Here is a 19,912-nt window from a genome sequence, read left to right as displayed (position 1 = left end):
CTGCACCCCAATTGTTAGACACAGTCTAACAATTGGAGGTGCAGTTTTTTGTATGACAAAATTTACGAAGGATTTAAAGTTAACGCTCGTTCAAGGATTTAATCCGAAAATAATTTCTCAAGCAGAATATGCAAAACAGATGCATATTACAAAGGCACAATTTCAATACTGGTTACGCTTATACGAACTCCATGGAGAAGAAGGTTTACACGAGGTCTATACAAATTACACCGCAGAGTTTAAACTAGACGTACTAAATTTTATGGCTCAATCGGGTATATCGTTAATGGATACAGCGGCTATCTTCATGATTCCTTCTTTTACAACGGTTTATCAATGGAAGAAGCAATTTGAAGTAGGTGGCTTAGATGCCCTTGAACCAAAGAAAAAGGGGCGTCCATCCATGAAAAATAAAAACACAAAACATGATACTAAAAAGATTCCGGCAGAAGGTTCAGTTGAAGCGTTACAAGCTGAATTAGAACGCTTACGTATGGAAAATGCGTATTTAAAAAAGTTGAATGCCTTAGTTCAAAACAAGGAAAAATCACCAAACAAGACAAGGCACAAGTAGTCTATGAATTAAGGCATGAGTTTCAAGTGAAAGAATTAGTAAAGTTAGCGGATATCCCTCGAAGCACCTATTATTTTTATGTAAAACAAATGGATAGAATCGATCCAGATGCCGATTTAAAAGTAGAAATTAAAGCGATTTATGATGAACACGAAGGTCGTTATGGATATCGTCGTATTCGTGATGAGTTAGCCAATCGTAATCAAATAGTGAATCATAAAAAAGTGCAACGAATTATGAAAGAGTTAGGTTTAAAATGTCTTGTACGTATGAAAAAATATAAATCTTATAAAGGAACAGTCGGTAAAATTGCATCTCATATTTTAGAGCGTAAATTTACGGCAGATACGCCAAATGAAAAATGGGTAACCGATATTACAGAATTTAAATTATTCGGTGAGAAACTTTATTTATCACCTGTATTAGACTTGTATAATGGTGAAATCATTACCTATACAATTGGCTCTAGACCGACGTATTCACTTGTTTCAGAAATGTTAGAGACAGCATTAGAAGGTTTACCTGAAAATCACCAACTAATGATGCATTCAGATCAAGGGTGGCATTATCAAATGAAACAGTACCGTCACGCATTACAAAAAAGAGGTATCGTACAAAGTATGTCTCGTAAAGGCAACTGTTATGACAACGCAGTAATGGAGAATTTCTTTGGAATCATGAAGTCTGAGTTTCTCTACATAAAAGAGTTTGAAAGTGTAGAGCACTTCAAAATAGAATTAGAAAAATATATAGATTATTACAATACAAAACGGATAAAAGCAAAATTAAAAATGAGCCCGGTGCAATACCGGACTCATTTTTATCAAGCTGCCTAATGAAATAACCGTGTCTAACTTTTAGGGGTCACTTCAAAAAAAGAGGGCTTCTTTTGTTTAAAAGCGGGATATTCTTATTTATTTTTCGTATATGACGTAACGCTTCTTAAGAAGATTCCTAGTCCCGCAAAAAAGAATCCTAAGCATAATAAGCTGCCTGGCGTTCCCCAAGTAATTTGATCTAGCATTTATTATCCCCTCCCGTTTATCATTATATAGAATTTATTGGAAATTATCAAAAAATTCTTTTTTAAGGGTTACTGATGAGTCTTCCTACCTTATACGAGAAGAATATATTTGAAAAGAATTCTTTTCTTTATATTTCTTTATTCTTATAATATGTTTTTGATTCTTATGATATAGTAACAACAAAGGGGGCTTAAAAATGGAAATTATTCACGAAAGAGCAAAGTTACGGTTAATGGATAATACTGATGTCGAAACTTTGTTTTCGATTGTAGAAGGAAATCGAGATATTTGGGCGTATTTAATCTCTAAAATGGATAGTGTGCAAGATATGCAACAATACGTTCAAAAAGCGATAAAGGGTTACGGAAGAGGTACTCAAATACCTTTCGTAGTCGTAGATCAACAGACGAATAAGATTGTAGGAAGTACACGTTTATATAATATTTCAGTAGAAGATAAGACAGTTGAATTAGGGCAAACGTGGTATCATCCGAGTGTGCAACGTACAAGTATAAATACAGAGTGTAAGTATATGCTTCTCCAGTATGCTTTTGAAAAACTGCATATGCTTAGGGTACAAATTAAGACGGATGCAAGAAATGAAAAAGCACAACGAGCAATTGAAAGGTTAGGTGCAGTAAAAGAGGGTGTGCTTAGAAATGAAAGAAAATTACCGAATGGTTATGTGAGAGATGCGGTGGTGTACAGTATTATCTCGAGTGAATGGCCAGGCGTAAAAGAACAATTGTTAGAAAAATTAGAGTTGTATAAAGAAAAGTTATAATTCGTGTTTTGAAAGGTATATTGTTCGTGAGACATGAAAAATATACCTTTTTTCTTACAAAATGCTACTTTATTTTAATTCCTTTTGTTTCATCGTTCCCTTCTGAGAAAAAATTCGTTACAATGTAGTTGTATGGTAATAAACTTATGAATTTAAAAAATGTAATGAAAACCGCAAATGAAAATGAATTGATAATCCTCAATTTTAAATGAAAACCCTTTTATACATAAATAACAAGTAAAGTTCCTTCTTTTAAATAAACTCAAACAAAACGATTTGATATAAATGTTTTTTATAGAAGTATGGATGATGTACGGAGGCAATTACAAATGAAAGAAAATAAGAAAAGTAAGAAAAGACGAATCTTTCAAGTATTTTTACTAATGATTTGTTCTGCTATTTTATATGTAAGTTATGCAGCTTACGATATTTGGAGTTATCGTTTTAAAGCAAATGATGACGTGAAAACGGATGCTGGTATCGTACTAGGCGCAGCTTCATGGAATGGAAAACCATCTCCTGTATTTAAAGAAAGAATTAATCATGCAATTTCTTTATATAGGAACGGAAATATTAAAAAGATTATTTTTACAGGTGGTACAAAGTTCGAGGCAGAACTTGAGGAAGCACGTACTGCAAGAGTATATGCAATGAAACAAGGTGTAAAAGAGGAAGATATTTTAATTGAAACTAAATCCCTTTTCACTGAAGAAAATTTAAAAAATGCGAAGCAAGTTGGAATAGAGAACGGTATACAAACATACACGATTGTAAGTGATCCACTTCATATGAAACGCGCAATGAGAATCGCAAAACATATTAATATTGAAGCGTATGCTTCACCAACGCCGACATCAGCATATAAAACGTTAGATACAGAAATACCATTCTTCTTTAAAGAATTATTCTCGTATATTGGATATGTAACCTCTTTGCCGTTAAAAGCATTGAAGGGGGACTAATATAAGAAAAGGATCTATCCTTAAATAGGAACTTTTCTTATTAGTCAAAAACATTGTATTTTTATCGGAATAGTGAAACAATAGAGAGGTAGCTTCATATAATCATAATGACAAAATGAACGGTTTATGAATCGAGCATAAAGTGAAACTTTAATCAGTGGGTGGGTTTCTCACTGATTATTAGTTGAACCAATCGGGCGTTTACGGGCAGTTGATCTCCCACCTAACTTCCTTTGCTTCACCTAAATTTTTAGGTGGGAGTTTTACTGCCCGTTAATGCGGGATAAAGGAGATTATAGTATGGCACTCTCATTTGTTGAAACAGAAGAACAGTCTTTAATTATTGAGAAAATAAATAAATTGATTCCGAAGTTCATGGAAAGGGAGCATCAGCTAAGTGAATTAGGATCATTTCCGTATGAAAATATAAATGATTTGAAAGATATTGGATATACGAAATTAACGTTACCGAAGGAATTTGGTGGTAGTGCGATTTCTTTATATGACTTCGTTTTATTTCAAGAGAAAATCGCGGAAGGCTGCGGAGCTACTGCATTATCGATTGGCTGGCATCTTGGCATTGTGAAGGAGCTAGCGGAAAATCACTCTTGGAATGATGAGATGTTCAAATGGTTTTGCGAAGAAGTACGTAATGGTGCGCTCTTTAACAGGGCAGCAACAGAACCGAAAACAGGGAGTCCGACGCGTGGCGGCAAACCAGAAACAATAGCGGTTCAACAAGGCGAGAATTGGGTTATAAATGGAAGGAAAACTTTTACAACGATGGCGCCAGTACTTGATTATTTTATTATTTCAGCAAGTATGGAAGGCCAAGAAGAAGTTGGTGAGTTTGTCATTCCAAGAAATACACTCGGTGTATCTATTGAAGAAACGTGGGATAGCGTTGCAATGAGAGGGACTGCTAGCCACGACCTTGTCTTACAAAATGTAGAGATAGAAAGCCGCTTTTTTACGGATGTGAAGGGCGGAAAAGTAAAACAAAAGGGTATTGGCTGGTTGCTACATATACCAGCATGTTATTTAGGAATTGCACAATCAGCAAGAAATTATGCAGTTCAATTTGCGGGATCATACAAGCCAAATAGTTTAAACCATTCTATTAGTTTATTACCGAATGTTAGAAAATTAGTTGGAGAATTAGAACTCGAGCTTATGCAAGCTCGCGTCTTTTTATATCAAATTGCGAAAAAATACGATGAGGCAGAAGATAAACTGTCACTGCAAGCAGAATTAGCGGCAGTGAAATACGCCGTAACAAATGCGGCGATATCCATAGTGGATAAATCAATGCGCATTGTAGGAGCAAAAAGTTTATCAGAAAAAAATCCGCTTCACCGTTATTATTTAAACGTTAGAGCAGGACTACACAATCCGCCGATGGATGATGCAACACTATCTATGTTGGCGGATGCGGCGTTTCGGTCGTAGGTTTTTTAGCTTGAATTTTATTGTCTATGTACAATATAGTTATTTTGAAAGCACGTGTTTGATTAGTAATCGAACGCGTGCTTTTTATGTGCAGGAACGTACCAAGTTGAGATGTAGGTTTTTAATATAAGTGGTTATCATGGTTTTGTGATTGTTTCTTGTTGAAAAATTCTTACCGCAATGCCAGTTTGGAACCTTTGTAAATAATTACTGAATTTAATCCCAAATCAATGGTCTTTCCAAATCTACCATTCGTAAATATTGTAAAAATTGACCTGCATGGACCGCATCATGATAGGCAATTCGTAATAGCATATCACCTAAATATCGTTGATAGCCAATATCACTTCTATCAATAAGTCTTGAATCTAGCTCGGCTATGCTTATTGATTGAACATATTCTATGAAGTCAGTAAAGTGTGATTGTGCCAATTCAATTTCTTTTTTTACACAAGTAATTGGTTCGTCATCATACGGGGTACGTATGTCGTTTATTGAACCGTTGTTTTTTATAATTATATGATAGTAAAAAGTTGAGCTCCATACGTGACGAATCATTTCACCAAAGGACATAGCCTCAGGATCAGGCTTCCAATTAAGAAAATTATCGGGAAGAGAATTCCATAATTTTTCTGAGCGCCTTCTCGTTTCTTTTAAATTTAATATACTAAGATCAATTGCATTCATAATACATTCTCCTTTACTATTAAACTTAAAATAATTGTATCAATTTAATAGTTAGGGTATCATCGAAATATGAATGTATATCCGAATATCTCATATATAGCTAAACTAATTGCTGAACCTACAAGAGCAATCATCTTAGATTGTCTAATGAATAATCAGGCACTACCTGCTAGTGAATTGGCTTATATGGCAAAAGTGTCACATCCAACAATTAGTTCGCATCTTTCTAAATTAGTAGAAGGGAATTTACTTACAGTTGAACAACATGGTAGACATCGTTACTATCGACTTGCTAATCAAGAAGTTGCAGAAGTGCTTGAAAAGTTAGGGACAATTGCACCAACAGTTCAAGTTCGCTCTTTAAAACAATCAAGCCAACTAAAACAAATTCGTTATGCTCGAACTTGTTATGATCATCTTGCAGGCAAACTCGGTGTAGAGATAACTGAAAAATTACTAGATAGGAAATTAATAATTTTAGAGGATGGAGAATACATTGTAAAGGAACAAGGTAAGGAATGGTTTCTGAATTTTGGAATAAATGTTGATGAGGCAGATACAAAAAGGAGGGTATTTGCAAAACCTTGCCTTGATTGGAGTGAACGGCGTTACCATATTTCTGGTTGGTTAGGGTCTGCAATTGCAAAACTGCTTTTTGAACAGGGATGGATTACGAAAACGGATAAGAACCGAGCTGTCCATCTTACAAAGAAAGGTGTAAATTTATTGGAAGATCAATTAGGCATTGATATGAAAACTGAGGAAAGAAAAGCTTGAAATTAGAAAAGTCCGTCAAAATGAAGGGCTTTTTTCATTATGGTAGGAGTGTACATGAATAATAGGATGTTACCAATAATCGTTGCCAATAAAAAATCTTTCTTTTCATTCTTCTTTTTTAAGTTTTAAAGGAGAAAGCTAGGCTTCTTATTTTTACTAATGTTATAATAAGAAAAAAGCACGAAAAGAGGTCATCTCATGCTAGAGGTTATTGCAACATGTTTAGAAGATGTAAAACGAATTGAAAGCGCCGGCGGGAAGCGGATTGAATTAATTTCATCTTATACAGAAGGTGGTTTAACACCGAGTTATGCTTTTATAAAAAAAGCGGTAGAAGCGGTAAGTATACCAATTCATGTTATGATTCGTCCGCATGCGAAGTCTTTTACATATACGGAAGAAGAAATTGAAATGATGAAAGAAGATATTATAGTTGCGCAGAAGTTAGGAGCAGCTGGTGTAGTATTAGGCGTATTAAACGAACGAAATGAAGTGGATGAAGAGAAATTAGCGGACTTACTATCTGTTGTAAATGGAATAAATGTAACGTACCACCGTGCGATAGATGATATAGAAAATCCAGTAGAAGCAATGAACACTTTAAAGAAGTTTCATAAAGTGACTCACGTTCTAACTTCAGGTGGACAAGGAAATATAGTAGAGAATATTCCGGTGCTTACAGAAATGCAAAAGGTAAGCGATGGTCAAATTCAGCTTGTAGCTGGAGCTGGCGTGACGAAAGAAAATATAAAGCGATTGCTAGATGAAACTGGAATTTCGCAAGCTCATGTCGGTACAGCGGTAAGAGAAGGAAAATCATGTTTTTCTGAAATAGACCCTAATTTAGTACAAGAATTAGTTAAAATCATAAAATAAGTGCTTAAGAAAGAGGAGAAATGATGAAGGGAAATACGAAGAAAGAATTATTCTCTTGGGCTAAAACGATAGGTTTTACCCTTGTATTAATTGCTATTATTCGCGGTGTTTTATTTACACCTTCTTTAGTGCAAGGTGAATCAATGATGCCCACTTTAAAAAATAACGAACGAGTTCTAGTGAATAAGATTGGTTATAGTATAAGTGGATTAGATCGCTTTGATATTATCGTCTTCCACGGAAAAGAAGGATACGATTTAGTAAAACGAGTAATTGGTTTGCCAGGAGATACAGTTGAGTATAAAAATGATGTTTTATATGTAAACGGAAAAGCGATGGAAGAACCATATTTAAAAAAGTTTAAAGAAAAAGCAGTAGGCCGTGTATTAACTCCAGACTTTACGTTAGAACAAATCACTGGGAAAACGAAAGTGCCAGAAGGCCAAGTATTTGTTTTAGGGGATAATCGTGAAGTTTCTAAGGATGGTCGCATGTTTGGCTTTATTTCAGAAGATGAAATTGTCGGAAAAGGACAAGCTGTTTTCTGGCCGTTGGAACAAGTAAGAGCGTTATAAAGAAAAAGTATGGGAGAAATATTCTTCCGGTGGATTTAAATTACATTTTTTTGTAAAACCGAATGTTCAATTAAGAAAGACAGAGGTCATTTTGATTATTACTTTTCAAAATGGCCTCTGTTTATTTGAAGATAGTATTGCAAGGAGGGAATTTAAATGATAAAGAAAGAATCAGAAATTATCTTAAACAGGAAAGGAGCCAGGAAAGTAAACGAAATTCCTAAAGAGGTCTTACAATTACTACAGCAAGGGAAAGTAGAAAGTGTTAATCTAACAGAATGGCTAGCTATAAATCATATTGAACTACTTAAAAATGTCTTACCTTCAATAGGACTCAAGAATAGTTTGGAATGTATAGTAGCTGAATTAGAAAAACAGAACGTTGAAACAGGAATGAAAGTCATACGAATAACAGGGACTTTATTGGATGAAATTATACTCAAAGAGAATGATAGAAATAAGGAAGACGTACTGTTAAAATTATCTAATCATATTTCAGATAGTGTACGATGTTGGGCAGCGTTTATGAATAAAAAATCAAATGACACATTAAAAGATACATTAACATACATTCGACCTTTTGCGGCGGATCATCATTTTGGTGTTCGAGAAATTGCTTGGATGTCTATTAGAGAAGAACTTTCACAAAATATAGAAGAAAGTGTGGAATTGTTAGTAGAATGGGCAAAAAGTGAAGATGAGAATATTCGCAGGTTCTCTGTAGAATCTATTCGTCCTCGAGGTGTATGGAGTAAACATATTGAAATATTAAAACAAGAACCTGAAAAAGCACTTCCTATTCTTAATTTACTTAAATCAGATCCATCAAAATATGTACAAGATTCGGTTGGAAACTGGTTAAATGATGCAAGTAAAACTAAACCGGATTGGGTAATGAACCTGTGTAAAGAATGGGAAAAGGATGCTGACATAAAATCAACTAGTAGAATTATTAAAAAAGCTAAAAGAACGATTTTGAAAAATAAGTAATATACAACTAATAGACTCGGTAGTTGTACGAAGGAACATTCAATCATGTTAAAAAAGAATAATTTGAATAACTATATAAAGAGCATGTATTGATCAATACATGCTCTTTATATTTACTTTTTTATTGCAGCTTTTATTCTAATAGTTTTGTAGCAATGTGAACGTTAGAAATTGAACCGTCGTGATTTCTAGGGTTAATTTTATATTCACTGTCAGGAAGCGAATCACTCCAATATAAATTACATTCACTAATAGTTCATTCTTCACGTGTTAAAGTTTTTTCAATCATCCAAGAGCCTTTCATTTTATATAAATTACATATTATTTTTGTTTTTTTATAGCGGACAAAATATATCGGATTATGTACGTGAAAAAAATATTGATAGAATTGAAAGAATATTTTATAATTTTAAATTATATGTTTGTTTCGAAAAACGGAATTTAAGTTCCGTTTTTCGGAACGAAAGGGAGATAGAATGAGTATAAATAAAACGGCAGTTAAGACAATGGATATTTTAGAGTTGTTTTATGAGCATGAAGAGCTAAGTTTAACTGAGATGGTTCAGCTTACAAATATGCCGAAAACATCTGTTTATCGTTTAATTGGCTCGTTAGAAGAGATGGAGTTTTTACAAAAAAACGAAAAGGGGAAATATCGTTTAGGGGTCGTATTTTTACGGTTCGGTCAACTTGTTTCACAACGATTATCAGTAAGGAATATAGCAATTCCTTATATGAAAGAACTTAGAGATAGTTTAGGACAGGCAGTTAATTTAATAATTCAAGATGGTAATGACGCAATTTATGTTGAAAAGATGGAAGGTGTTCAGCCAGTACGCGTGTATACGGCGGTTGGAAGAAGAGCACCGCTTTATGCTGGTGCATGTCCGAGAATTTTACTATCGTATTTTTCTGAGGAAGAGAAACGGAGATACATAGAGGAAGTGGATTTAAAACAGTTTGCAGATGGAACAATTGTGGATAAGGAACAATTGCTAGAAGTGTTGCAAATGGCAAAAAAGGAAGGCTACACAATTAGTTATTCTGAGTTAGAAAATCATACAGCCGCAATAGCAGCGCCCATATACGCAAGTGATGGAACGGTTGTAGCAGGTATGAGTATTTCGGGATTAGCAATTGAGTACAGCGAAAGTAACATTTCATATTTTATCGCTAAGGTGAAAGAAACAGCACATTGCATTTCGAAAGAACTCGGCTTTTTGGCATAGAAAGAGGGAGTAGGATGAAATTTTCTGCGTTAGGGGATCAAGCAATTATTGTTACATTTGGTGAAGAAATTAAGATGGATATATATGAGAAAGTACAGCGGTTATTTCAAGCACTGCAGCAACATCCGTTTGCAGGAATGATTGAGTGCGTTCCGTCGTTTACTTCATTAGCTGTTTACTACAATGTATACGAAGTATGGAAGAGAAATGAGAGAAGTGAAAGGTCATATGATTACGTTCGCCAGTATATAAAGGAGCTGTGTGATTCTTATAAAGAAGAAGTAAAACAGGATGTGAAACATATTTCTATACCAGTGTGCTACGGGGGAGAATATGGACCTGATTTAGAAGAGGTTGCACATTATAAAGGTTTACAAGTAGAAGATGTGATTCGAATACATAGTGAAACTACATATTTTGTATATATGTTAGGTTTTACACCAGGGTTCCCGTATTTAGGAGGACTATCAAAAGAATTAGAAACACCTAGAAAAGAAATACCGCGGTTACAAATCTCACCTGGTTCGGTAGGAATCGGCGGAAATCAAACAGGTATTTATCCACTGGAAACACCGGGTGGATGGAATATTATTGGTCGAACACCAATCTCCTTATTTAATCCGGAAGAAGAAACACCAACCTTTATTCAAAGCGGTATGTATTTACGATTTATCCCAATAACGAAGGAAGAGTACGTATCACTTGAGGGGGCTAAAGAATGGACGTAGAGGTTTTGCATGCAGGAATGTTTACAACAGTCCAAGATTTAGAGCGATCTTATTATCAACAATACGGTGTACCAGTTGGCGGGACTATGGATCAAAGTGCACTTCGGATGATCAATATGTTAGTTGGTAATGAGGAGAATGAAGCGGGACTCGAAATGACGATTATGGGACCTAAATTGTTAATAAAGAAAACGACTTTACTTGCGATTGGCGGAGCAGATATGGAACCGTTATTGAATGGAGAACGTATCCCGTTATGGCGTCCCATTTTAGCGGAAGAAGGTAGTATGCTTTGTTTTGGAAAAGTGAAAAGTGGTTGCAGAGCGTATGTAACTTTTGCGGGTGGTATACATATTGAGCGTACAATGGGAAGCAAAAGTACGTACATACGTGCTGCGATTGGTGGTATAGAAGGAAGAATGCTGAAAAAGGGTGACTACTTCCAAATTGGTGCACAACCAGAAATGGCGAATCGTTTCATTCAAGACTTACAAAAAGATGAGTGTATAAAAACGAAGTGGGCAATTAGCAACAGCGTACTACCAAAGTATAAGAAACATCCTAAGCTTCGTGTCATAGCTGACTTTGAATATAATCAATTTACAGAAGAAAGTAGAAAGGCATTTTTTACGAAAGAGTATAAGGTATCTAATTATGCTGACCGTATGGGCTATAGGGTTGAGGGAGAAGTTTTAAATAGGATTGAAGAAAAAGAGATTTTATCGAGTCCTGTTACATTTGGAACCATTCAAGTTCCTAATGGTGGACAGCCGATTATATTAATGGCAGATAGGCAAACGACAGGTGGCTATCCGAGAATGGGAAATATCATTTCAGTAGATTTACCTCTTCTTGCCCAGCTAAAGCCGGGGGACTATGTTTCTTTTGAGAAAATTACGCTTGAAGAAGCGGAACAATTGTACATAGAACAAGAAGTAAATATGAATTTATTAAAGAAATTCATCGCTTTACGAAGCTGAAATTAGGAGGAATACATTATGACTACAATCGATTTAAACTGTGATTTAGGAGAAAGTTTTGGCGCTTATAAAATGGGGAATGATGATGAGATTCTTCCGTTCGTTTCCTCTATAAACGTTGCTTGCGGTTTTCATGCGGGTGATCCGTCTATTATGCGTCAAACTGTTGAAAAAGCTTTGGAGCATAACGTAGCAATAGGGGCGCATCCTGGATTTCCTGATTTAATTGGATTTGGTAGAAGAAACATGAATGTTTCAGCAAGTGAAGTATACGATTATGTTCTATATCAAACAGGCGCATTAGACGCATTTGTGAAAGCGGCAGGCGGGAAAATGCAGCATGTAAAGCCGCACGGTGCCTTATATAATATGGCGGCGTCTAATCCGGAAATTGCAGATGCAATTGCAAAGGCAATTTATCATATAAATCCAAGTCTATTACTTTATGGATTAGCAAATAGCGAGGCGTTTATACAGGCTGCAGAAAAATACAAAGTAACTCTTGTACAAGAGGCTTTTGCGGATCGTACATATAAGCAAGATGGTACATTAACGAGCCGTACAGAAGAAAATGCGCTTATAAAAGATGAAGACGAAGCGATAAAGCAAGTACTTCAAATGGTGAAAGAAGGCCATGTAAATGCGGTCAATGGAGAGAAAGTAGCAGTTCAGGCGCAAACAATTTGTTTACACGGTGATGGGGAAAAAGCAGTGCAATTTGCAGAAAGAATATACAGAACATTCAAACTTGATGATATTTCTATTTGTGCACCGAAATAAAAAATAGGGGGAAGTGCTGGGATGATTAAATTAATCGGAATACTACTTGTTGCAGTGGGCTTTTTATTTAGATTAAATACACTTTTAGTAGTTATGGTTGCAGGTATTGTTACTGGTATGGTTTCAGGATTAAGTTTTTATGATGTGATCAGCATGTTCGGTAAATTTTTCATAGAAAATAGATATATGTCTATGCCAATTATATTAACTTTACCGGTAATCGGAATTTTAGAGCGTTACGGTTTAAAAGAAAGAGCAGAAGCACTTATAACGAAATCAAAAGGAGCAACAACTGGAAGAGTATTAATGTCATATTTTACGATAAGAGAATCATCAGCAGCACTAGGGCTTAATATTGGTGGGCATGCGCAAACAGTAAGGCCGCTCGTTGCACCGATGGCAGAAGGGGCCGCGCAAGGTAAATACGGTAAACTTCCTGAAAAATTAAGAGAAAAGATTAAAGCAAACGCAGCAGCTGCTGAAAATACAGCTTGGTTTTTCGGAGAAGATATTTTCATCGCAACTGGAGCTATTTTATTAATGAAAGGATTCTTCGATTCAGTAGGTATGCATGTCGGAGTATGGGATATGGCACTTTGGGGCATTCCGACAGCAATATCTGCACTTATTGTAAGCTGGATTAGATTTAGAAGGTTTGATAAATATATAGAGAAAACAATGAAGGCAGAAGGAAAAGAAGAGAAGGAGGCAATTTAATATGAACATCATCACAATGGATACAATCTATTATGTATTAGGGATAATCGTTGCTTTTATCGCTGTTCGTATCGCATTCGATCGTGAACATCCAAACAGATTCGGTTCTAGTTTATTTTGGGCATTGTTTGCAGTTACATTTTTATTCGGAAATGTAATTCCTTCGTTTTACGTTGGCTGTATAGTGCTCGCTATGGTCGTTTTAGCTTCACTAAATAAAGTAACAAAATCAGAGGAAAAAGAAGTTCCAGTACAAGAACGTGTGAAACATGCTGAGAAATTAAAAAATAAAATTTTTATGCCTGCACTATTAATTCCTATTTTTACAATTATCGGTACGTTGACGTTAGGGAAAATTAAATGGGGAAATGTCTCTCTTGTTGATCCAGATAAAGTAACATTAGTTGCATTAGCGCTTGGTGCATTACTCGCATTCGTTGCGGCGATGCGTATTACAAAATCAAAAATAACAACGCCTGTACAAGAAGGAAGCAGACTATTACAAGCTGTCGGCTGGGCTGTTATTTTGCCACAAATGTTAGCAGCACTTGGCGGTATATTCGCGAAGTCTGGCGTTGGACAAGTTGTTTCAGACTTAGTTGGACAAGTGCTACCGACAGAGTATCCGTTCGTTGCTGTTATGGCGTACTGTTTAGGCATGATGCTATTTACAGTCGTAATGGGAAATGCATTCGCAGCGTTTGCTGTTATTACTGGCGGAATTGGCTTACCTTTAATAGTTCAAATGCACGGCGGAAACCCAGCAATTATGGCAGCACTCGGTATGTTTGCTGGATATTGCGGAACGCTGCTTACACCAATGGCAGCAAACTTTAATATCGTACCTGCGATGCTTTTAGAGCTAAAGGATAAAAATGCGGTTATTAAAGCGCAAGTACCAATTGCTCTTTCAATTTTTATCATAAATATGTTTATTATGTACGGCCTTGTATATCGTTTCTAATTAGGAGGATAAAACTATGAAAACAGTATTATTAACAGGGTTTGATCCGTTTGGCGGAGAAAATATCAATCCAGCTTGGGAAGTAGCAAAAGGTTTGCATGAAAAAACAATTGGAGAATACAAGATAATAAGCAAACAAGTACCAACTGTATTTCATAAATCAATAAGCGTATTAAAAGAGTATATAGAAGAACTAGCGCCGGAAATTATTATATGTATCGGACAAGCTGGGGGCAGACCAGATATTACGATAGAACGTGTTGCAATTAATATTGATGATGCAAGAATTGCTGATAATGAAGGCAATCAGCCGGTAGATGTACCAGTTGTAGAAGAAGGAGTGATTGCATATTGGTCTACACTTCCGATGAAAGCAATTGTAAAAAAACTTCAAGAAGAAGGTATACCGGCTTCCGTTTCACAAACAGCAGGTACGTTCGTTTGTAATCATTTATTCTATGGTCTCATGCATGAACTAGAGAAACAGGATCAGAAAATAAAAGGCGGATTTGTTCATATACCGTTTTTACCAGAACAAGCGAGCAAGTATTCAGGTCAACCAAGTATGTCACTTTCTACTATTCGTAAGGGGATAGAATTGGCAATCGAAGTAACGACGACAGTTGAAGTAGATATTGTAGAGGTTGGGGGCGCAACGCATTAAGTAAAATGAATTGTACAACACCTCCTGTAAACAACTGGTATAATAAGAATAGGAAAATACATAGAGGTGATTTTTGTGCAACAATTTGAAAAAGTACGTTCAATTTTAGAAAAAGCGAAGAAAATTACAGTATTAACAGGCGCTGGTGCAAGTACGGAAAGTGGTATTCCAGATTTTCGTTCAGCAAATGGGTTGTATGCTGATGCGAATGTGGAGATGTATTTATCAAGAGGGTATTATAATCGAAGTCCGAAAGAGTTTTGGAAGCATTATAAAGAAATCTTTCAAATTAATACGTTCCATCAATATAAACCAAATCGTGGACATCGCTTTTTAGCTGCGCTAGAAGAACAAGGGAAAGATATTACGATTTTAACGCAAAATATTGACGGTTTACATCAATTAGGTGGCAGTAAGCATGTCATCGATTTACATGGAACACTTCAAACAGCACATTGTCCAAAATGTAAATCAGGCTATGATTTACAGTATATGATTGATCATGAAGTACCGCGTTGTGAGAAGTGTAATTTCATTTTAAATCCAGACGTTGTTTTATACGGAGATACATTGCCGCAATATCAAAATGCTATCAAACGTTTATATGAAACAGATGTGCTTATCGTTATGGGAACATCACTAAAAGTACAGCCTGTCGCTTCATTCCCGCAAATTGCAAAGAGGGAAGTGGGAGCAACAACTATTTTAGTAAATGAAGAGTTAACAGGACAGGAATATAACTTTGATTTTGTTTTTCAAAATAAGATTGGTGAGTTTGTTGAAGGGTTATCGTCGGTTAAATAAGTTATTATTTTTATGAAAAACTGAGGTGTATAGAGAACACCTCAGTTTTTTGTTTGAATAAAATTCATGTTATGACGTATGAAGGGGAATGGTAATAAATAGGTTATAAAATTAAAAAACTGAAAATTAAATCTTTTATTTCTTTAGTAATTAATATAAAATTCTATATATATCATATAAATAAATTTGATACATAATGATTTTGCGTAGAAATGTTAATAGAATGAAGCGAGGGAGCGAAATGAGACAGAAAAAGGAGCAGAAAAAACAATCGAAAAAGAAAAAGACTCATATTCCATTTCGGTTAAATGTACTATTTTTTATTGTCTTTCTTTTATTTTCAGCTATTATAATTCAATTAGGTAAAGTACAAATCATTGATGGAGAAACGTATAGAAATGAAGTAAACAAAAAGGAAGATGTAACGGTAAGTACTCCCGTTCCTAGAGGGAAAATGTTTGATCGACAAGGTCACGTTATTGTAAATAATAAACCATTACGAACCGTTACATATACGAAAATGAGAGGAGTGGACTCGAAAGAAGTTTTACAAGTAGCAAGAGATTTAGCTAAGCTAATTGAAATGTCGCAAGAGGACATGGATAAGTTAACAGAGACAGATAAAAAAGATTTTTGGATGCAGTTAAATGAAAAGCGGGCAGCAGCGAAAGTAACGAAAGAAGATGAGAGTAAATTTAGAAAGCAAGAAATAGAAGGAAAAGAGTTAGATAAAAAAGTAGAAGAACTACGCCGGGAAAGAATTACACAAGAAGAATTAAATGAGCTTTCAAAGGAAGATATAGAAGTATTAGTAATTAAAAGCAAAATGAATGCGGGATATAAAATGACGCCGCAAATCGTTAAAAAAGATGTAAGTGAAAATGAATATGCTGTCGTTAGTGAAAGGTTGGCAAGTTTACCGGGAGTGGATACAACAGTAGATTGGGAACGTGAATACCCAAATGATAAAATACTGCGCTCTATACTAGGTAGCGTTTCTAATGAAAATGAAGGGTTGCCAAGAGAACAATTAGATTATTATTTAGTTCGTGATTATAATCGAAACGACCGTATTGGTAAAAGTTACATCGAAAAACAATACGAAGATGCACTACATGGAACGAAAGAACAGTCTAAAAATATTATGGATAAAGCAGGGAAGATTGTTCGAACAGAAAAAGTGACTGAAGGAAAAAGTGGAAATAACTTGATGTTAACAGTCGATATGGATTTACAGAAAAGAGTAGAGGGAAGCCTTGAAAAGAATTTACGAGCCTTTCATGCTGCAGAGCCGATGATGGATCGTGCGTTCGTAGTAATGATGAATCCGAAAAACGGTCAAATTTTATCAATGGCAGGAAAGAAAATTGTAAATAAAGATGGCGGTATGCAAATAGAAGATTATGCATTAGGAACGATGACAAGTTCTTATGAGTTAGGGTCAACTGTAAAAGGGGCTACTTTATTAACTGGATATCAAACAGAAGCGATTAAGCCGTATACACACTTCTTTGATGCGCCAATGTATTTTAAAGGAAGTTCTAAGCCGAAGAAATCGTGGAAAGAATTTGGGGATATTGATGATTTAAGAGCTTTGCAAGTGTCATCGAATGTTTATATGTTTAATACAGCTTTAAAAATGGCAGGCATTAATTATGTTCCAAACAATCCATTAGATATTAAACAAGAAACATTTAATAAAATGCGCTACTATTTTAGACAATTTGGCCTAGGTGTGTCGACTGGTATTGACCTGCCAAATGAATCGATCGGTCAAATAGGTAGAACTGATAACATACCCGGATTTTTACTTGATTACGCGATTGGACAGTATGATACATATACACCGCTTCAGCTTGCGCAATATATTTCAACCATTGCAAATGGCGGTTACCGAATGAAACCACAAATTGTACAAGAAGTTAGAGAGCAACCGAATAGACCAGAGGATGCAGGAAAAGTCGTTCGGTCGATTGAACCAGTTGTATTAAATAGAGTGGATATGGAAACTTCGTACATTAATCATGTAAAAGAAGGATTTAGAAGAGTTTTTCAAGAAGCTGACGGAACCGGAACCGGAACATTTAAAGGTCTACCATATAAACCAGCGGGAAAAACAGGAACAGCTGAGACAGTATATGGTGGAGAAAGTGATATTGGAAGAGATGAGAACAACAACCGAAAAAAATGTTATAATTTAACTCTTGCCGGTTATGCACCATATGAGGCGGATCCGGAAGTAGCTTTTTCAGTTGTTGTACCATGGGTGAATGATGATAAATCAGGAATTAATTCTGCGATTGGTAAAGAGATTTTGGATGCGTATTTTGAATTAAAAACAAATAGATCAAATACAAATTCAATTCCAGTAGAACAACCGAACAAGGCACAGTAAAAATAGTATCACTGCATGGAAACATATTGTGCAGTGATATATTTTTTGAGTTAAAAAGCGCTTTATAAGGTGGGAATGGATATGAAAAAGGAGATTAAGAGAGGCTGGGGAAAGTACATACTATTTATATTGGTGATAGTCATAGGCTACCATTCTTTTACTTTATGTAAGGTGGAAGGGGAATCGATGCAGCCGACTTTATATGAAGAAGACTACGTATTTGTAAATAAAGCGGTAGTACGTCTTTCTAATTTACAACACGGAGAAATTGTCATTATAAAAGAAGAGGATGAATCGAAATATTATGTGAAACGTGTAATAGGGCTTCCTGGTGATGTAATTAACATAACGAACGGAAAGGTATATGTGAACGATAAAAAGCAAGAAGAACCATATACGAACAAAGATTTATTTAACAACACACAAGTGTTTTATAACTTTCAAAAGACAAAAATTCCACCAAATAAGTTATTTGTAATGGGAGATAACCGCGAAGTAAGTAGAGATAGTCGCAATGGCTTAGGATATATTAAAGAAGATAACATAATTGGCAAGGTGGAATTCGTATATTATCCTTTTTCAAAAATGAAAATGATAGAATAAGTGGGGGATGAGCAAAACCCCACTTATTAAAGTTTCACTTTATTTTCTTTAAAAAACCTTTTGGATTAAATGATATGAAAAATTTATGTTTAGACTCGTCGATTATGAAGTTATTGTTTTTAGTTAAAAACTCTTCCACAGCTTCCATTGGGCCAGGACCCCAATCGGGAAGAAGCGGATTTCCGTTAATGGAGGTATCTTCTACAATTATATAACTGCCAGTAGTGACGATAGATTTATATAGCAAGAGTTCTTTGGAAACATGCTCTTTACTATGATCAGAATCTAAAATAACTAAAATCACATCATCAGGTTTGCGCATACTTACTATTGTTTGGATGGCCTGCACAGAAACAGAAGATGCTGTTAAATACGTAATCCGATTATGTGATGGCCGATTTGGCTGCGGAGTTATATCGATAGTAAGTACGTGACCTTTTCCAATTAAATCTAACATAGAAGCTAAATACAGTGCACTACCACCGTGAAAAGTCCCGCATTCAATAATTAAATCGGGCTTTAATTCATAAATAATTTCTTGATACAAAAAGAGATCAGAGGGAAGTTTACAGATTGGAACTCCAAACCAGTGTGTATCGTTTAACCACACGAGGCTGTTGTAATATTGGTTTAGAAATTCATTGCTTATATTATCGATTTTAAATTCTCCTTTCTAAAAAGGATTCTCTCGTTTGACGTAAAGTGTTTACGCATGAAAGTTGTACTATATATTATGTAGTAAGGAATTGTAAGGCGAGTGTTTTTACTTGAAAATAAGCCAAATAACTCATGTGGAAAATGAAAGGAAATGATCGTATGTACAAATACACAATTTGTTTTATTAGAAAAAGCGATAAAATACTGCTATTAAATAGAAATAAAAAGCCGAATATGGGGATGTGGAATGGTGTTGGAGGAAAAATAGAAGAGAATGAAACGCCATACGAAGGAATAATTAGAGAAACGTTTGAGGAAACGGGTATAGAACTTTCAAGTGTAACGTATAAAGGGACTGTTGTTTTTAAAGGTAAAGATGAGCCCCAGGCTAGTGAAGGAATGTATGTGTTCGTTGCTGATTTTCCAGATGGAATGCAAATGAATACACCATTACGTACGGCTGAAGGATTATTAGAATGGAAAGAAATTGATTGGATATTAGATGGTGATAATAGAGGTGTAGTTAGCAACTTACCAAAATACTTACCGACAGTATTAACAGAAGAAAATAAGTTAAAACATATATTCACGTACGATAACCGGAATATTATTCATTACACAACTGCATGTTTGAAAGAAGATGATGCGAACAAGCGATATGAAAAACAACTTGTTTCTCAATAGAAGAGGAA

The 19,912-nt window shown here is 35.2% G+C and carries 21 protein-coding genes; 19 read left to right on the top strand and 2 right to left on the bottom strand.

The window, feature by feature from the left end; all coding sequences use genetic code 11:
• Positions 1-52: 52 nt before the first annotated feature.
• From N2V79_RS14935 to N2V79_RS14920, 4 genes are all read left to right on the top strand, one after another.
• Positions 53-1,410 (top strand): IS3-like element ISBce18 family transposase gene (locus N2V79_RS14935; protein WP_284558962.1). Its coding sequence is split into 2 segments (ribosomal slippage): positions 53-509 and positions 509-1,410, totalling 1,359 coding nucleotides; the frame shifts between segments, so codons are not numbered across the junction.
• A gap of 385 nt (positions 1,411-1,795) precedes the next feature.
• Complete coding sequence (locus tag N2V79_RS14930; protein ID WP_000402589.1) at positions 1,796-2,383, top strand: GNAT family N-acetyltransferase; 588 nt, start codon at positions 1,796-1,798, stop codon at positions 2,381-2,383.
• Positions 2,384-2,712: 329 nt separating this feature from the next.
• Complete coding sequence (locus N2V79_RS14925; RefSeq protein ID WP_000662218.1) at positions 2,713-3,345, top strand: YdcF family protein; 633 nt, start codon at positions 2,713-2,715, stop codon at positions 3,343-3,345.
• A gap of 300 nt (positions 3,346-3,645) precedes the next feature.
• Positions 3,646-4,794 carry an acyl-CoA dehydrogenase family protein gene (locus tag N2V79_RS14920; protein ID WP_071731990.1) on the top strand — a complete coding sequence of 383 codons (1,149 nt, stop codon included), beginning with the start codon at positions 3,646-3,648 and terminating at the stop codon, positions 4,792-4,794.
• Positions 4,795-5,010: 216 nt separating this feature from the next.
• On the opposite strand, the gene N2V79_RS14915 is transcribed toward N2V79_RS14920, so the two are convergent.
• The gene (locus tag N2V79_RS14915) at positions 5,011-5,481 is read right to left on the bottom strand and encodes a DinB family protein (RefSeq protein ID WP_340720001.1); all 471 of its coding nucleotides are present in this window, start codon (positions 5,479-5,481) and stop codon (positions 5,011-5,013) included.
• A gap of 69 nt (positions 5,482-5,550) precedes the next feature.
• On the opposite strand from N2V79_RS14915, the gene N2V79_RS14910 reads away from it, so the two are divergent.
• The 14 genes from N2V79_RS14910 to lepB (N2V79_RS14845) all read left to right on the top strand — a co-directional run bounded on the left by N2V79_RS14910 (position 5,551) and on the right by lepB (N2V79_RS14845) (position 18,563).
• On the top strand, positions 5,551-6,258 hold the full coding sequence (locus tag N2V79_RS14910; RefSeq protein ID WP_340720000.1) for an ArsR/SmtB family transcription factor: 708 nt from the start codon (positions 5,551-5,553) through the stop codon (positions 6,256-6,258).
• Positions 6,259-6,456: 198 nt separating this feature from the next.
• Positions 6,457-7,134 (top strand): copper homeostasis protein CutC, encoded by a 678-nt coding sequence (locus N2V79_RS14905; RefSeq protein ID WP_340719999.1) that lies wholly within the window; start codon positions 6,457-6,459, stop codon positions 7,132-7,134.
• A gap of 23 nt (positions 7,135-7,157) precedes the next feature.
• Positions 7,158-7,709 (top strand): signal peptidase I, encoded by a 552-nt coding sequence (gene lepB, locus N2V79_RS14900; protein ID WP_340719998.1) that lies wholly within the window; start codon positions 7,158-7,160, stop codon positions 7,707-7,709.
• Between the two features lie 156 nt (positions 7,710-7,865).
• Positions 7,866-8,699: a DNA alkylation repair protein gene (locus N2V79_RS14895; RefSeq protein WP_069355860.1), complete on the top strand. Its 834-nt coding sequence runs from the start codon at positions 7,866-7,868 to the stop codon at positions 8,697-8,699.
• Between the two features lie 476 nt (positions 8,700-9,175).
• Positions 9,176-9,928 carry an IclR family transcriptional regulator gene (locus N2V79_RS14890; protein ID WP_340719997.1) on the top strand — a complete coding sequence of 251 codons (753 nt, stop codon included), beginning with the start codon at positions 9,176-9,178 and terminating at the stop codon, positions 9,926-9,928.
• Positions 9,929-9,942: 14 nt separating this feature from the next.
• Positions 9,943-10,656, top strand: a complete 714-nt coding sequence (pxpB, locus tag N2V79_RS14885; protein ID WP_265938254.1) for a 5-oxoprolinase subunit PxpB — start codon at positions 9,943-9,945, stop codon at positions 10,654-10,656.
• Positions 10,647-11,636, top strand: a complete 990-nt coding sequence (locus N2V79_RS14880; protein WP_340719996.1) for a 5-oxoprolinase subunit C family protein — start codon at positions 10,647-10,649, stop codon at positions 11,634-11,636. The genes pxpB and N2V79_RS14880 overlap by 10 nt, the downstream gene beginning before the upstream one ends.
• A gap of 18 nt (positions 11,637-11,654) precedes the next feature.
• The gene (gene pxpA, locus N2V79_RS14875) at positions 11,655-12,416 is read left to right on the top strand and encodes a 5-oxoprolinase subunit PxpA (RefSeq protein WP_265938252.1); all 762 of its coding nucleotides are present in this window, start codon (positions 11,655-11,657) and stop codon (positions 12,414-12,416) included.
• Positions 12,417-12,437: 21 nt separating this feature from the next.
• Positions 12,438-13,133 carry a DUF969 domain-containing protein gene (locus tag N2V79_RS14870; RefSeq protein WP_000593392.1) on the top strand — a complete coding sequence of 232 codons (696 nt, stop codon included), beginning with the start codon at positions 12,438-12,440 and terminating at the stop codon, positions 13,131-13,133.
• A 1-nt stretch (position 13,134) separates the two neighbouring features.
• Complete coding sequence (locus tag N2V79_RS14865; protein ID WP_001021658.1) at positions 13,135-14,097, top strand: DUF979 domain-containing protein; 963 nt, start codon at positions 13,135-13,137, stop codon at positions 14,095-14,097.
• Between the two features lie 16 nt (positions 14,098-14,113).
• Complete coding sequence (gene pcp, locus N2V79_RS14860) at positions 14,114-14,761, top strand: pyroglutamyl-peptidase I (RefSeq protein ID WP_071731996.1); 648 nt, start codon at positions 14,114-14,116, stop codon at positions 14,759-14,761.
• A gap of 75 nt (positions 14,762-14,836) precedes the next feature.
• Complete coding sequence (locus tag N2V79_RS14855; RefSeq protein WP_340719995.1) at positions 14,837-15,565, top strand: NAD-dependent protein deacylase; 729 nt, start codon at positions 14,837-14,839, stop codon at positions 15,563-15,565.
• Between the two features lie 241 nt (positions 15,566-15,806).
• Entirely contained in the window at positions 15,807-17,960 is a 2,154-nt protein-coding gene (locus tag N2V79_RS14850; RefSeq protein WP_340719994.1) for a peptidoglycan D,D-transpeptidase FtsI family protein, read from the top strand.
• Positions 17,961-18,041: 81 nt separating this feature from the next.
• Positions 18,042-18,563 carry a signal peptidase I gene (gene lepB / locus N2V79_RS14845; RefSeq protein ID WP_053564103.1) on the top strand — a complete coding sequence of 174 codons (522 nt, stop codon included), beginning with the start codon at positions 18,042-18,044 and terminating at the stop codon, positions 18,561-18,563.
• A 34-nt stretch (positions 18,564-18,597) separates the two neighbouring features.
• Here the strand turns inward: lepB (N2V79_RS14845) and N2V79_RS14840 are convergent, their stop codons facing one another.
• Entirely contained in the window at positions 18,598-19,221 is a 624-nt protein-coding gene (locus tag N2V79_RS14840) for a cephalosporin hydroxylase family protein (RefSeq protein WP_276565647.1), read from the bottom strand.
• 158 nt (positions 19,222-19,379) lie between these two features.
• Here N2V79_RS14840 and N2V79_RS14835 point away from each other — a divergent pair, with 158 nt between their 5' ends.
• Positions 19,380-19,904: an NUDIX hydrolase gene (locus N2V79_RS14835; protein ID WP_327905437.1), complete on the top strand. Its 525-nt coding sequence runs from the start codon at positions 19,380-19,382 to the stop codon at positions 19,902-19,904.
• Positions 19,905-19,912 lie beyond the last annotated feature (8 nt).

This window comes from Bacillus sp. CH_70 (assembly GCF_038007045.1).
Classification (GTDB): Bacteria; Bacillota; Bacilli; order Bacillales; family Bacillaceae_G; genus Bacillus_A; species Bacillus_A cereus.
This window is presented reverse-complemented; position numbering and strand designations above follow the sequence as displayed.